The following is a 14,269-nucleotide window of genomic DNA, read 5'->3' as shown; positions in this document are numbered from 1 at the left end:
AATATGAAAAATAATGATTGGAAAGAACGGTTGAATGTTGTCTATTCTACCAACCCAAATTATAGTTATGAAAAGGAAGATGACGAAGAACAAGCCTCTTTGGAACCTTCGCAGCAAAAGCTGCGTGTCCAGTTAGACCGCAAGAACCGAGGCGGGAAAGTAGTTACGCTTATAACAGGTTTCATAGGAACGGAAAATGACTTGAAGGAGTTAGGTAAATTACTGAAGTCTAAATGTGGTGTAGGGGGAAGTGCTAAAGACGGGGAAATCATCGTGCAGGGAGATTTCAAACAGAAAGTACTGGAACTGCTTAAAAAAGAAGGATATACGCAGACTAAACCGGTAGGATAATCCAGTCTGCCGGAACAGACGGTCTGTTAGAGCAAAACAGATGGTCTATTAAGGTCAAACAGACCATCTGTTGAGGGTAAACAGACCATCTGTTTTCAGCAAATACATTATCTGTTTCACAAGCAACCAATATGACATAAAAAACGACCGCTACGGAGATTCCGCGCGGTCGTTTCTTATATATATTGAGTTGAATTATTCAGCTTTCAAAGTGAAACGCTTGAAGTCTACAATCTTCAGTTCAGGATCAGCAGCTGCCAATACTTCTCTTACAGTTTTCTTACCGTCCATAATATCTTCCTGATTCAGCAAGCAAACTTCTTTCAAGAACTTAGCCAAACGACCCTTAGCAATGTTCTGAATCATTTGTTCAGGCAGATGTTCAGCCTTTTCAGCAGAAACAGTAGCAATAATCTCTTTTGCCTTTGCTACATCTTCAGCCGAAATCCAACCTTTAGCCATGTTGCTTTCCATATGGTCTTCGCTGTCCACATGAGCCGGATTGATACCAGCTTTCTTCAAAGCATTCTCCACAGCTTTCTGCACTTGTTCTGCTTTAGTCTTCTCAATGGCAACTTCGATTTCTTTCTGCTTCACTTCTTCAGAAACACCGTCCTCATCAATTGCAATCGGGTTCATGGCAGCAATTTGCATAGCAATTTGCTTAGCCAACTGCTCGTTAACTTCCTTATTGAAAGCAGCGATAGTACAGAGGCCATTTTTATTCATATGGTTGTAAACAACAGTGTTTACACCCTCGACAGTCATATAGCCATCAAGTTCCATCTTCTCACCCGTAATACCACTACGGTCAGTCACTGCATCCTGTACAGTACCGTTACCCATCGGCAGTGCTTTCACTTCGTCCAAAGTCTTACAATTGTTAGCTACAGCGAGGTCAAGAATATCTTGAGTCAACTTCACGAAGTCAGCATTCTGAGCCACGAAGTCGGTTTCACACTTCAAAGCAACGATAACGGCAAAGTTACCAGTGCTCTTAGCCAAAACGCAACCTTCAGAAGCTTCGCGGTCTGAACGCTTAGCGGCAACAGCCTGTCCCTTCTTACGGATAATTTCCATTGCCTTGTCGAAATCGCCTTCAGCTTCTGTCAATGCATTCTTGCAATCCATCATACCTGCTCCGGTCATTTTGCGGAGTTTGGTAATATCAGCCATTGATACAGCCATAATATATTTCCTTTATATTTTAATTATTAATAATAAAAAAAGTAGTTAATAGTCAAGTAGCTAGTAGTAAGTAGGGAAATGTACTGCTTACCTAAGTTAGTAAATAGAGTATCCTCTGCTTACTACTAGCTACTTACTACTAACTACTTCTATAATGATTAAGCCTCTTCTTCCTTCATGAAAGCAGCAGCTTTAGCTGCATTGATTGCTTCCTCGTCAGATTTGTCAAGTCTTGCTTTTGTAGCTTTCTTCTTGCCCTTGTTAGCAGGAGCTTCACCGGCAGCTTCCATATCTACCTTTTCAGCTTTTCTTTCTTCCAAACCTTCCTGCATAGCAGCGCAGCAAGCATCCAGAATTACTTCTACTGATTTAGTAGCATCGTCATTAGCCGGAATTACGAAGTCAATGTTAGTAGGGTCAGAATTCGTGTCAACGATACCGAATACGGGGATACCTAGACGGTTAGCTTCGCGAACAGCGATATTTTCTTTCATAACATCAATAACGAACAGTGCAGACGGCAGACGAGTCAGGTCAGCAATAGAACCCAAAGTCTTGTCCAACTTAGCACGTTGACGTGAAATCTGCAGGATTTCTCTCTTAGACAGATTAGAGTATGTACCGTCATTCGTTAATTTGTCGATGGTAGCCATTTTCTTAACAGCCTTGCGGATAGTGGGGAAGTTAGTTAACATACCGCCCGGCCAGCGCTCGATTACATAAGGCATATTTACAGCAGATGCCTTGTCAGCAACCACTTGTTTAGCTTGTTTTTTAGTAGCAACGAACAGGACTTTCTTTCCTGATTTAGCAATTTGCTTCAAAGCTTCAGCAGCTTCGTCTACTTTAGCAACTGTTTTGTGGAGGTCAATGATATGAATACCATTGCGTTCCATGAAAATATAGGGAGCCATTGCGGGATTCCACTTTCTTTTGAGGTGACCAAAGTGGCAACCAGCTTCCAATAATGTATCAAAATTTGTTCTTGACATCTTGTTTTTTCTTTAAATCGTTTACTTTCTTTTTTGTTTTTTCTAAACCAACCGCCGGGTAGTCTATCGTTCCAGAGTCCCGGTAGTTTAGATACTAAACGCTCTTTCAGTTGAGAGTTGAGAGTTGAAAGTTGAGAATTAAGCAACTTGTCCGCCCCAACGTTTCTGCAACTCTTAACGTTTACTGAACTGGAATCTTCTACGAGCTTTCGGTTGTCCCGGTTTCTTACGTTCAACAGAACGTGGGTCACGAGTCATGAAGCCTTCGGCGCGAAGAGCAGCCTTGTCTTCAGCATTCATCTTCACCAGTGCGCGAGCGATAGCCAGACGCAAAGCCTGAGATTGACCAGTGAAACCACCACCGCAAAGATTTACTTTAATATCATATTTTTCAGCAACACCCAGCTTGCTCAGCGGTTGTTTAACTACATACTGAAGAATAGTTGATGGAAAGTACTCTGCAAGGTCTCTCTTGTTAATAGTAATCTTTCCTGTACCTTCGGTTACGAAAATGCGTGCAATTGCACTTTTACGTCTGCCTAATGCATTTACTACTTCCATATTTCTTATTTAAGTAAGTTTATATCAATTGATTTGGGGTTTTGAGCGTCATGTTTGTGCTCGCTGCCAGCATATACATACATATTGCTCAGCAATTTAGCGCCCAATTTGTTCTTAGGCAACATACCCTTTACTACTTTTCTCAACAGTCTGTCATCACCGTTCGGTTTAGCCTGCAGACGAGCAGGAGTCATTTCTCTCTGACCACCGGGATAACCTGTGTATGACAAATACACTTTGTCAGTCCACTTATTACCTGTCATTTTAACTTTGTCGGCATTGATAATGATTACATTATCACCACAATCTACGTGAGGAGTAAAGTTTGGTTTATACTTCCCTCTCAACAGTTTCGCAACTTTTGCGCCCAGACGTCCCAAAACTTGGTCTGTAGCATCAACAATAACCCATTCTTTGGTTACCGTAGCTTTGTTTGCAGAAATGGTCTTGTAACTTAAAGTATCCACTCTTGATTTGTTTTTTAAATGTTACTACTAAAAAAATTCTCATTACGGATTAACTACCCCGGACAAAGGTAGATTAACTCGCTCTGAATTAATTGCTTATCCTTATTAGATAATAATCGGCTTGCAAAGGTACGGATTTTCCCAAAACTGGCAAACGTTTTCTTCTTTTTTTTAAGAGGCTAACAATCAATTACAAGCAACGTCAGAATACAAAACAAGCAATGTTAAGATGCAAAAGTTTAGTTGTTTTGCAGCCTAACATTGCTTGTTATATTATGAAAAGCTCGTTTTAGCGGACAATGTCTTCTGGAAACTTGGCAGGCATCGACACCCGCTTCCAGGTTTCATGATACCAGCAATTCAGTTCATTGCCATTCAAATCTTTAGAAATAAAATATTTCAGGTGCATAAGTCCGCCGTCACCCAGTTCAAATTCCAGAGTGTTATCTTTATTATCCAGCATGGGCAGGTGAATATTCTTCTCAATACTTTCCTTATAGCTATTGTCCGTCAACTGCATATACGTACCATAGCCGGTGATGATAGCATCTTTGCCGGGAATAAGAGTGAAGTTTACAATACGCCCGTCATCGCTCAACACCTTAAACGTGTTGCTGGGCTTCAATGCACCGGGAACACCCGGAACTTCGGATACATAGTGACATAACTGCCAGATGCCTTTCAGGTCCGCAGGTTTGAAACTCGTCTTCTCCTGCGCCATCGTTCCTGTTACCGCCAACAGCACCGCCGCTAGCATGGTAATGAAATACTGCTTTCTCATTTTCGTATATATTTGGTTAACGTATTGGCATCCAACTGACACAAATATAAGTATTTATTTCGATATTATAACAATTTATTCACAAAAAAAGAGCCCGCACAACCAAGATTGTGCGGGCCTCTTAACTTATTTATTTTCCGAATTAAAACTCTGCATTACGCGGTGTACGCGGGAAAGGTATAACATCGCGAATATTCGCCATACCTGTCACAAACAGAAGTAAGCGCTCAAAGCCCAGACCGAAACCGGAGTGAGGACATGTACCAAACTTACGGGTATCGAGATACCACCACATATCTTTCATCGGGATATGCATTTCATCAATGCGCTTCATCAGCTTGTCGTAATCTGCTTCACGTTCAGAGCCACCGATAATCTCGCCAATCTTCGGGAACAATACATCCATTGCACGTACGGTCTTGCCATCTTCATTCTGTTTCATATAGAAGGCTTTAATTTCCTTCGGATAATCAGTCAGAATAACCGGACGTTTGAAGTGCTCTTCCACAAGATAGCGTTCGTGTTCGGAAGCCAAGTCCACGCCCCAGTATACCGGAAACTCGAACTTATGGCCTTTTGCAACTGCATCTTCCAGTATTTTGATGCCATCCGTATAGGGCAGGCGCACGAAAGATTCTTTCAATACCCCCTGTAGACGCTCAATCAGCCCTTTGTCGAACATATCGTTGAGGAATTTCACATCATCAGCACAATTGTCCAAAGCCCACTTTACACAGAACTTAATGAACTCTTCTGCCAGATCCATATTATCCGTAATATCGTTGAACGCAACTTCCGGCTCCACCATCCAGAACTCGGCCAAATGGCGCGGAGTATTGGAGTTCTCGGCACGGAATGTAGGACCAAACGTATAGATAGCTCCCAGTGCCGTGGCTGCAAGCTCACCTTCCAACTGACCGGAAACCGTCAGACTGGCTTGTTTGCCAAAGAAGTCATCATCATAGATAATAGCTCCCGTCTCATCCTTCTTCAAATCATACAGGTTCTTCGTCGTCACCTGAAACATCTGTCCGGCACCTTCACAGTCAGAGGCCGTGATGATGGGGGTATGAAAATAGACGAAACCTTTCTGATGGAAAAAAGTATGGATAGCCATCGCCATGTTATGACGAATGCGGAACACTGCACCGAAAGTATTCGTACGAGGACGCAAATGAGCAATCTCGCGCAAGAACTCCAGCGTATGACCTTTTTTCTGCAAAGGATATGTATTATCACAAGTTCCCAGAACTTCAATCTCACGAGCTTGAATCTCAGCTTTCTGACCGGAACCTACAGATTCTGTCAGTTCACCGTTCACACTCACACAGGCACCGGTAGTAATATCTTTCAGCATATCTTCGTCGAAGTTTGCCAAATCCACTACTATCTGCACATTATTTATTGTAGAACCGTCATTCAGGGCGATAAAGTTAACTTGTTTACTACCTCTGCGGGTGCGAACCCAGCCTTTCACGTTGACCATAGCGCCGAAATCTTCGCGCTTCAACACGTCAACAATCTTTGTTCTACTAATCTTTTCCATAAATTTGTGTTTAATACCTTATTATATAATTACTCAAAAGAGCCCATGCGCAGGTAGTTCACCTCTTGTTCACTAAGGTAACGCCATTCGCCACGACGCAAACCTTTCTTTGTCAATCCGGCAAAGAACACACGGTCGAGCTTCACTACCTTGTAACCCAATGACTCAAATATACGACGTACGATACGATTCTTACCAGAGTGGATTTCAATACCCACTTCATCACGTTTGAAATCGTCTGTATAACTGATAGCATCTGCATGGATTTCACCGTCATCCAACTGGATACCGGCTGCAATCTGATCCATATCAGCCTTCGTCACATTCTTATCTGTATGTACGTGATAAATTTTCTTCTTCAGGAATTTGGGATGCGTCAGCTTGGAAGCCAGATCACCGTCATTCGTCAGCAGCAAAACACCTGTAGTGTTACGGTCCAGACGACCTACCGGATAAATACGCTCGTCACAAGCACCTTTCACCAAATCCATAACCGTACGACGTGCCTGCGGATCATCCGAGGTAGTCACGGTATCTTTCGGTTTATTCAACAGAATATATATCTTACGTTCAATGCTTACCGTCTGATCATGGAACTTCACTTCGTCACCACGTTTAATTTTAGTTCCAAGCTCCGTAACCACTACTCCATTTACTAAAACCACACCTGCCGTGATAAATTCATCTGCCTCACGACGAGAGCAAACGCCTGCATTTGCAAGAAATTTATTCAAACGAATCGGTTCGTTAGGATCAGTAAACTGTTCCTTATATTCTATTTGCTTCTTACGGCTGTACTTTGCATTCGGATCATAATCCGGTGTACGGCGCTGTTGCGGACGTCCATATCCACCACTCGGTCTTCCACCATCATTGAAACGCGGACGCTGAGGACGGTCGCCATAAGAGCCACCACCATAAGAGCCGCCACCACCATAGGAAGGACGCTGAGGACGGTCGCCATCATTATAGCGAGGACGATAAGGGCGATCATTGTTATAAGAGCGTTGTCCGCCATCGCCACTGTTGAAACGCGGGCGCTGAGGACGGTCGCCATAAGAAGAGCCTCCACCATAGGAAGAACCACCGCCATAAGAAGGACGTTGAGGACGGTCACCACCTTCGCCACTGTTATAGCGAGGACGATAAGGACGGTCGCCACCGGCGTTATTTCCATAGGATGGGCGTTGAGGACGATCGCCACCTTCGCTGTTATAGCGAGGACGATAAGGACGATCACCACCTTCACGATTGTAAGCCGGACGGTCACCATAAGAGCGTTGCGGACGTTCGCTACTGCCTTCAGCATTAGGGTTAAAGCGCGGGCGATACGGGCGGTCACTGCTGTAAGCACGCTGTGGGCGGTCGCCACTCTCGCTGTTAAAACGCGGGCGATAGGGTCGGTCACCACCCTCACGGTTGTAAGACGGACGGCTGTAATTGTTTTCTCTTTCAAATTTGTTGCCTGAATTCTCCTCATTGGAAGAATCGTCACGCCAAGTTTCGTTTTCTGTACTCATTGTTTTATTCGAATAAAATTAAACGTTGGCCTCACGGCCATTCTATTATCACTTTTATACCTTATTATTATATATGTATACTATAACTAACAATCACCGGATTTAAAATGTTGGCTTCATTATCCGGCTAAATCTTATCTTTCTTTTTCAAATTCCTGTATATGTATGAGGAGTAATGACACGTAGCTCTTTCTTTATTTCCTCGCTCACATTCAGTTCCTCGATAAATTCTTTAATGGATGCCTCCGTAATGGCATGATTGGTACGGGTTAATGCTTTCAATGCTTCATACGGATGCGGATATGCTTCACGGCGCAGGATAGTCTGAATAGCCTCAGCCACCACACTCCAGCAATTATCCAAATCACGGTAAATAGCGGGTTCGTTCAGCAATAATTTGCGCAAGCCCTTCAATGAACTTTGAATGGCAATCACGATGTGTCCGAACGGAACGCCTACATTACGCAACACAGTGGAGTCTGTCAGGTCGCGCTGCAAACGGGATACCGGCAGTTTCACAGCCAGATGTTCCAGAATTGCGCTGGCTATACCCAGGTTACCTTCCGCATTCTCAAAGTCAATCGGGTTCACCTTGTGCGGCATGGCGCTAGAACCTACTTCACCAGCTTTAATCTTCTGCTTGAAGTATTCCATAGAGATATATTGCCAGAAGTCGCGGTTCATATCAATCATCACCGTATTGACACGTTTCATGGCATCAAAAATGGCGGAAAGATTATCATAGTTAGAAATCTGCGTGGTGTATTCTTCGCGCTCCAGTCCCAGTTTTCCGGCAACAAACTCATTACCGAATTGTTTCCAGTCAAACTCCGGATATGCAACGTGATGTGCATTGTAATTTCCAGTAGCGCCACCGAATTTAGCCGTCAGCGGACAGGCCTTCAGCGTGGCCAACTGACGCTCGAGACGGTATACGAAAACCATCACCTCCTTACCCAAACGGGTGGGTGAAGCCGGCTGTCCATGCGTTTTGGCAAGCATGGGAATGTCAGCCCATTCTTCTGCATAGGTGCGAAGTTGCGCTATCAGTTCCTCAATCTGAGGATAATATACTTGCTCCAACGCTTCCTTGACGGACAAGGGAACGGAAGTATTATTGATATCCTGTGAAGTCAGTCCGAAATGAATAAACTCTTTATAGTCATCCATTCCACCCATCTTGTCAAACTCTTCTTTCAGGAAATATTCCACGGCTTTTACGTCATGGTTCGTCACACTCTCAATGTCTTTGATACGTTGTGCATCAACTTCCGAGAAGTTCCGGTAGATGTTTCTTAAAGTTTCGAACACACCTTTATCTACACCTTTCAGTTGTGGCAGAGGCAGTTCACACAGGGTAATGAAGTATTCCACTTCTACCTGCACGCGGTATTTTATCAAAGCAAATTCTGAAAAATAGGCCGCCAAAGCGTCTGTTTTTCCTCTATATCGACCGTCAATCGGAGAAATAGCTGTAAGTAAATCAAGTTCCATACGTGTATTTTGATAATTATCGAACTGCAAAATTAGCGTTTTTTTCTGAGTTACAAGCTATAAAGAGGCAAGAAAGTGCAGAAAGGTAGTTAACTGATAGAAAATTGGCCTGCACAATGGGGTTACATATGCGACGCAAAATCCCGTGTTCCGGGCATTTTCTTTGACAGGCAATGCTGTTTAAAGATCATTTTTCATAACGGATAGCAGAGAGGTGATACTTCGGCCGTTACATGAACCTAATTCAGTCGTATACTGAATAGGGTTAAGTCGTATACTGAATGTAATTCAGTCGTATACTGATTACCCCCTTCCAGAAAGCGCTCTGGATGGGGGATATAAACAACACGGATTGTTTGCATGACAAGTGTATATGCAGGATTTGAAAAGTTCAGACATTCCATTCAGGTATACCACATTGAACCTTCCGGATACTACCTTATTGCAATGGAGACAAAGTCAGATTAAAAGTAGAAAGAACCTTTTTCCCCGAATAAATAGTCACCATGAAATCATACTTCTCGCCCTTCTCAAACCCATTTTTACAAGAGAACTGCAATTCTATCTTCTCGTACGGCTTCAGAACCGGCACGGCGGCAGAAGCAACACTTATCAGTTTACCTTCTTTTTTATACTCTATCTTCACCGAAGCTTTATGAGAGGCTACTTGTCCGAAGTTCTGTACTTCAATACGTCCGGTCAGGCCCTTTCCCGACACTATAAAAGCAGGTGCACAGGCAGAAAGAATGGGCTCAATATAATCCACATACGGCAAACGGGCATAGCCATACAACATCTTTCCATTTTTATATTTACCAATCAGTTTCGGGGCAAATTCATCTTTCGTAATGCCATTTCCTTTTCCGTCAAAAGTAATAATCAAGTCATCGCCATCACTTTCAGTCTTCAAGACTTTACTTCCCCGCCCATAGTTCACCTCTTCGGAAGCACCAAAACGCAGGGAACTCATGTCCATATCCGTTTGAGGATTAAATCCTTTTTCCGCTTTTACTTTCAAACGGATTGTTTTTGTTGTGGCAGTAATGGGTTTTTCATCCAGAATAGTCAGTAATAATCCCGAATTCAGAGGAATACTAATATTCTTCGAGCTGTGGTTATCAAACGGCTTATCCTGCGGTTTCAAAGTATCAATCACTGCAAAGTTAGCCTGAACAGCACGGCCATATTCATCCTGATACACTTTAAGACGTTCAAACTTAAACCAGTCTTCCACGCGCCCATCTTCATGTATGGCAATACCTGGAGTATAAGCCTCACCCGGGTCAGTCACCCAGTTCACCCCGTCCTTTGAACGAAGATAAAAAGCGATACGTCCCAGCCAGTCATTCACAACCATATGATATTGAACATTATCACGCCAGATTACGGGGTCTTCAAACCGACCATCCACATCCGGATAGACACGTTTGTCGGTCAGTTGACTGTATTCAGAGAGACCATCCTGACTAATCCAGATGCCACCACCGCGGCAAACCATCAGATAAGAACCGTCTTCACGTTGTGCAAACGACAGATTAGACAGTCCTTCTATAATGCGGCGGTCGCGTGCATTGAACTCGAATTTTCCGTATTCCCATTTACCGTTCAGATCATCCGTCACATAGCATCCATCAATTACATAGAGCACATAGCGCCCATCCTTCAATTGATACACCTCCGGATTGTGTCCTTTACCAATCATGTTACGCACTTTGAAAGGCCCCGTCCTATTATCACTGACCGCATTGAACACAAATGAATTAGGCCATTCAGCATGTCCTTTTGGGGAAGCCTCCAGCCAGCCGCAAACAAACAAATGAAATTTGCCATCTTCGCCTTTCTTGACATTTCCACCCCAGTACGACCATATACGATCTTCAATACCGTTATCAATATAGCGGGGAATAACACCTTTTACGCCCCAGGTGTCTGCCGAAAGCACCTTACCCTGCATCGGCAGAAAGCGATCTATAAAACGGGCTCCTTTCACTAACTGATTCCATTCCTTGGGCCGTTCGCGCTCCGTTATCTGAGCAGACAATGATAAGTTGATGAATAAAAGACTGAATAATAATAATCGAATCTGAAGTCTCATACTGTTTATTTTTAACGTGTTACAATATTAGTTTCTAATCAATCACCTTATAGCCCTTCCATCCATAATATGCACAAAACATGAAGCACACGAGCGGAACAATATAGGCTATCTGGTAAAGATGTTCATTATGATGCATGACATAAGCAGTGAGTTGTGGCAGGCAGGCATTTCCTACGATGGCCATGACAAGAAAAGCCGAACCGCTCTTTGTGTCATCTCCCAAGTCATTCAAAGCCAAAGAGAATTGCGTAGGGTACATGATTGACATAAAGAAAGACACCGCCAACATGGCATACAGCCCCACCATGCCGCCAAAAATCATGATAACACCACACAAAACGATGTTCACCAGCGCATACAGAACAAGCATATTCTCAGGTTTAAACTTTATCATCAGGGCAGTACCTATCCAGCGTCCCAACAGGAATGCCAGCATATAAAAGCCAAAGAATGTGGTTGCTTTACCTTCGGACATCCCCGCATACGTGCAGCAATAAACCAGGAAAAGGCTATTGATTGCCGTTTGTCCGCCATTGTAAAAAAACTGCGCTATTACCCCCCAGCGCAGATGGGAACGTTTCAGTACTTTGAAATTAATAAGTTTACCTTGCTTCTTTTCTTTCAGCTCTTCGCCCCCTATTTTGGGTAGATGGGAAAAAATAAAGACGACGGCAATCACCAAAAGAATACCTGCCAGAATGAGATAAGGCAATTTCATAGCATCAGTTTCAAACTGGATATACCCTTCCCATCCTCCCGCATAATCAGCAGGAATGGTTTCGCGCGTGTATTCTTGTCCGCTCAGTACCAGCTTACTCAAGAACATAGCGGCAATAAATGCACCCAAGCCATTGAACGATTGAGCCAGGTTCAGTCTGCGGGGTGCAGTTTGAGGATTTCCTAAGGCCGTTACATAAGGATTAGCAGCCGTTTCGAGGAAACACATACCGGTGGCGATGACAAAGAATATGCCCAGATATGCCCAATATTCCTTTATGGCAGCCGCAGGAAAGAACAATGCCCCGCCCGATGCCGCCAGCAATAAGCCAAAGATAACTCCTGCCTTATAACTGTATTTCTTCATAAACATAGCTATCGGGATGGGAAAAATAAAATAGGCCAGCCAATAGGCCGTTTCCGTGAACGATGCTTCAAAAGTATTCAGCTCACAGGTTTTCATCAATTGCCGTATCATGGTTGGCAACAGATTACTACTGATAGCCCAGATAAAGAAAAGGCTGAATATAAGCGTCAGGGCAACAGTGTATTTCTTTGTATTGGTATTCATTTTATAAGGTCAATGTGTTAATCGTAATTATTCCGACATATTTTTTATATAAGGCAATTCCACCAGATTGTTAAGCCGATAGAAGCTCCGGGCATTCTCACCCAGAAACAATATCTTTTCTTCTTCCGTCATTAAGTCGGACTTGACGATGAAGTCATAAGACATCCGATAAGTGATAGCTGCAATGGTTCTCGGATAATCCGACCCCCACATCAGTTTTTCCATGCCTACAAGCGATGCAGCTTCTTTTATGGCAACCATAGCTCCTCGGAAAGGATAGAATTCATCATTGAACAACCAGGTGATACCACCGGATTCTATACGTACCCGCTCATGCCGCGCCAGTTTTATCTGCTCCTGCCACTGCGGACGCGTCACCATACCAAAATGGCCTATGGCAATCCGCAGGCGCGGGCATTCAGCAATAATTTCTTCTATCTCACCGACCTGTTCGGCACCATCGGCTAAGTCTACCGAAAGAAGTATATCTTTCTCTTCCATCAGATGAAACATCCGCATCATTTCATCAGAAGTGAGATATACCCTGCCTTCGGACAATAGCAATCGTTGCGCCGGAATCTTTATTGCCTTGAAACCTTTCTCTATCAGCTCTTCAGCATGAGGAAAGCAACCGGGTTTCCGTGCGTCGACCATGCCGCAACACAGGAAGCGATCGGGATATCGCTGCTGCACCTGTTCCAGATAATCATTCTGCAAGCCGTCAATATATTCTTGCGTAATCACCGCAGCAGAAACCTGCGCATAATCCATATTGGAAAGGAAGATTTCGGCTGTGTTCCGTCCATCCACCATAAATGGTGGAAGCATCTGGCGCACCTCACCCATGAACAAGGATTTTCCTCCTTCCATGGTTTTGATTTTCATACCGTCCACCTCCGTGTCCTGATGCAACCAGAGGTGGGCGTGAGCATCTACAATTCTATAATCCATACTTTTAGAATTTTATCAGAATACGGAATACCTTTCCCGGATTAATAACCCAGCCTTCCAAAGCTTCTTTTGCTCGGTCGGGTGCATAAACCCCACTAATCAACTTTTCCACATCGGCAGAGGGGCGTTTCAGGTATTCTATAACCGCACGGAAATCCTCGGGCATAGCATTGCGGGAACCACGAATGTCCATCTCTTTCATTACGAAATATTTTGTTTCGAAAGAGGTTTCCTTCTTAGCATAACCAATACAAACCACCCGACCGGTAAAACCGACTTCATTGATTGCCATCTGATAAGTGACCGGAGCCCCAACTGCTTCAATAACCACATCGGGACCAGCTCCTCCGGTAATCTCCTGCAAACGCGCATGCACATCTTCGACTGCAGAGTTAACGGTATAATGAGCACCCAACTCCTGAGCCAGTTTCAGTTTCTCATCATCCACATCCACAGCTATCACCCGGGCACCCCGCAATACAGCGCGAACAATCGCTCCCACACCAATCATTCCACAACCAATAACCATCACCACATCAAGGTCTGTAACTTTAGCACGGGAAACAGCATGAAAACCCACACTCATAGGTTCCACCAAAGCAAACTGGCGAAGTGACAATGTATCATCTGCAATTACCTTTTGCCAGGGCACTGCTATATATTCACACATGGCCCCGTCACGTTGCACACCCAAAGTCTGATTAAACTGACACGCATTCGGATGCCCATTCCGGCAAGAGGAACAATGCCCGCAATTCGTATAAGGATTCACCGTACAGGACATGCCGGGATGAATATTCTCAGGTACCCCTACACCTACAGCCTCCACCTGAGCTGCAATCTCATGCCCGGGAACAACCGGTAACTTCACCATCGGATTCTTTCCCAGATATGTATTCAAGTCTGAGCCGCAAAAACCGACATAATGTATCTTTAACAACACTTCACCGTCATGGATCTGTGGTTTTTCCCTTTCTATGAGAGCGACATTGCGTTCTCCTAATATGGCTACTGCTTTCATTTCACTTTCTA

Annotated in this window: 13 protein-coding genes; 1 reads left to right on the top strand and 12 read right to left on the bottom strand. The window is 43.9% G+C overall.

Annotated features, from left to right (window positions below):
* Positions 1-3 precede the first annotated feature (3 nt).
* Entirely contained in the window at positions 4-351 is a 348-nt protein-coding gene (locus HMPREF9447_RS13905; RefSeq protein WP_009130361.1) for a translation initiation factor, read from the top strand.
* A 195-nt stretch (positions 352-546) separates the two neighbouring features.
* Here HMPREF9447_RS13905 and tsf read toward each other — a convergent pair whose 3' ends face one another.
* The 12 genes from tsf to HMPREF9447_RS13845 all read right to left on the bottom strand — a co-directional run bounded on the left by tsf (position 547) and on the right by HMPREF9447_RS13845 (position 14,258).
* Positions 547-1,539, bottom strand: coding sequence for a translation elongation factor Ts (tsf, locus tag HMPREF9447_RS13900; RefSeq protein WP_009130360.1), 993 nt, complete (start codon positions 1,537-1,539; stop codon positions 547-549).
* A 158-nt stretch (positions 1,540-1,697) separates the two neighbouring features.
* Entirely contained in the window at positions 1,698-2,531 is an 834-nt protein-coding gene (gene rpsB, locus HMPREF9447_RS13895) for a 30S ribosomal protein S2 (RefSeq protein WP_009130359.1), read from the bottom strand.
* A 174-nt stretch (positions 2,532-2,705) separates the two neighbouring features.
* Positions 2,706-3,092 carry a 30S ribosomal protein S9 gene (gene rpsI, locus HMPREF9447_RS13890; protein ID WP_007210470.1) on the bottom strand — a complete coding sequence of 129 codons (387 nt, stop codon included), beginning with the start codon at positions 3,090-3,092 and terminating at the stop codon, positions 2,706-2,708.
* A 5-nt stretch (positions 3,093-3,097) separates the two neighbouring features.
* Positions 3,098-3,559 (bottom strand): 50S ribosomal protein L13, encoded by a 462-nt coding sequence (gene rplM / locus HMPREF9447_RS13885; protein WP_007659593.1) that lies wholly within the window; start codon positions 3,557-3,559, stop codon positions 3,098-3,100.
* Positions 3,560-3,848: 289 nt separating this feature from the next.
* Complete coding sequence (locus HMPREF9447_RS13880) at positions 3,849-4,340, bottom strand: DUF4488 domain-containing protein (protein ID WP_044138191.1); 492 nt, start codon at positions 4,338-4,340, stop codon at positions 3,849-3,851.
* A 142-nt stretch (positions 4,341-4,482) separates the two neighbouring features.
* Positions 4,483-5,886 (bottom strand): asparagine--tRNA ligase, encoded by a 1,404-nt coding sequence (gene asnS / locus HMPREF9447_RS13875; RefSeq protein WP_009130357.1) that lies wholly within the window; start codon positions 5,884-5,886, stop codon positions 4,483-4,485.
* 29 nt (positions 5,887-5,915) lie between these two features.
* Positions 5,916-7,406, bottom strand: coding sequence for a pseudouridine synthase (locus tag HMPREF9447_RS13870; RefSeq protein WP_009130356.1), 1,491 nt, complete (start codon positions 7,404-7,406; stop codon positions 5,916-5,918).
* 147 nt (positions 7,407-7,553) lie between these two features.
* The gene (gene purB / locus HMPREF9447_RS13865) at positions 7,554-8,900 is read right to left on the bottom strand and encodes an adenylosuccinate lyase (RefSeq protein WP_009130355.1); all 1,347 of its coding nucleotides are present in this window, start codon (positions 8,898-8,900) and stop codon (positions 7,554-7,556) included.
* 439 nt (positions 8,901-9,339) lie between these two features.
* On the bottom strand, positions 9,340-10,995 hold the full coding sequence (locus HMPREF9447_RS13860; protein ID WP_009130354.1) for a glycoside hydrolase family protein: 1,656 nt from the start codon (positions 10,993-10,995) through the stop codon (positions 9,340-9,342).
* A gap of 34 nt (positions 10,996-11,029) precedes the next feature.
* Positions 11,030-12,286, bottom strand: coding sequence for an L-fucose:H+ symporter permease (gene fucP / locus HMPREF9447_RS13855; RefSeq protein ID WP_009130353.1), 1,257 nt, complete (start codon positions 12,284-12,286; stop codon positions 11,030-11,032).
* Positions 12,287-12,313: 27 nt separating this feature from the next.
* Positions 12,314-13,237: an amidohydrolase family protein gene (locus tag HMPREF9447_RS13850; protein ID WP_009130352.1), complete on the bottom strand. Its 924-nt coding sequence runs from the start codon at positions 13,235-13,237 to the stop codon at positions 12,314-12,316.
* 4 nt (positions 13,238-13,241) lie between these two features.
* Positions 13,242-14,258, bottom strand: coding sequence for a zinc-binding alcohol dehydrogenase family protein (locus HMPREF9447_RS13845; RefSeq protein ID WP_009130351.1), 1,017 nt, complete (start codon positions 14,256-14,258; stop codon positions 13,242-13,244).
* Positions 14,259-14,269: the final 11 nt, after the last annotated feature.

Source organism: Bacteroides oleiciplenus YIT 12058 (assembly GCF_000315485.1).
In the GTDB taxonomy this organism is placed as follows: domain Bacteria; phylum Bacteroidota; class Bacteroidia; order Bacteroidales; family Bacteroidaceae; genus Bacteroides; species Bacteroides oleiciplenus.
The sequence above is the reverse complement of the archived record's forward strand: the minus strand, read 5'-3'. Positions and strand labels throughout refer to the sequence as shown.

Coding starts and splice junctions, on each gene's coding strand:
- rpsI (WP_007210470.1), bottom strand. CDS start 3,092: ATGGAAGTAGTAAATGCATTAGGCAGACGTAAAAGTGCAATTGCACGC.
- HMPREF9447_RS13845 (WP_009130351.1), bottom strand. CDS start 14,258: ATGAAAGCAGTAGCCATATTAGGAGAACGCAATGTCGCTCTCATAGAA.
- HMPREF9447_RS13880 (WP_044138191.1), bottom strand. CDS start 4,340: ATGAGAAAGCAGTATTTCATTACCATGCTAGCGGCGGTGCTGTTGGCG.
- HMPREF9447_RS13850 (WP_009130352.1), bottom strand. CDS start 13,237: ATGGATTATAGAATTGTAGATGCTCACGCCCACCTCTGGTTGCATCAG.
- fucP (WP_009130353.1), bottom strand. CDS start 12,286: ATGAATACCAATACAAAGAAATACACTGTTGCCCTGACGCTTATATTC.
- HMPREF9447_RS13870 (WP_009130356.1), bottom strand. CDS start 7,406: ATGAGTACAGAAAACGAAACTTGGCGTGACGATTCTTCCAATGAGGAG.
- purB (WP_009130355.1), bottom strand. CDS start 8,900: ATGGAACTTGATTTACTTACAGCTATTTCTCCGATTGACGGTCGATAT.
- HMPREF9447_RS13860 (WP_009130354.1), bottom strand. CDS start 10,995: ATGAGACTTCAGATTCGATTATTATTATTCAGTCTTTTATTCATCAAC.
- asnS (WP_009130357.1), bottom strand. CDS start 5,886: ATGGAAAAGATTAGTAGAACAAAGATTGTTGACGTGTTGAAGCGCGAA.
- rpsB (WP_009130359.1), bottom strand. CDS start 2,531: ATGTCAAGAACAAATTTTGATACATTATTGGAAGCTGGTTGCCACTTT.
- tsf (WP_009130360.1), bottom strand. CDS start 1,539: ATGGCTGTATCAATGGCTGATATTACCAAACTCCGCAAAATGACCGGA.
- HMPREF9447_RS13905 (WP_009130361.1), top strand. CDS start 4: ATGAAAAATAATGATTGGAAAGAACGGTTGAATGTTGTCTATTCTACC.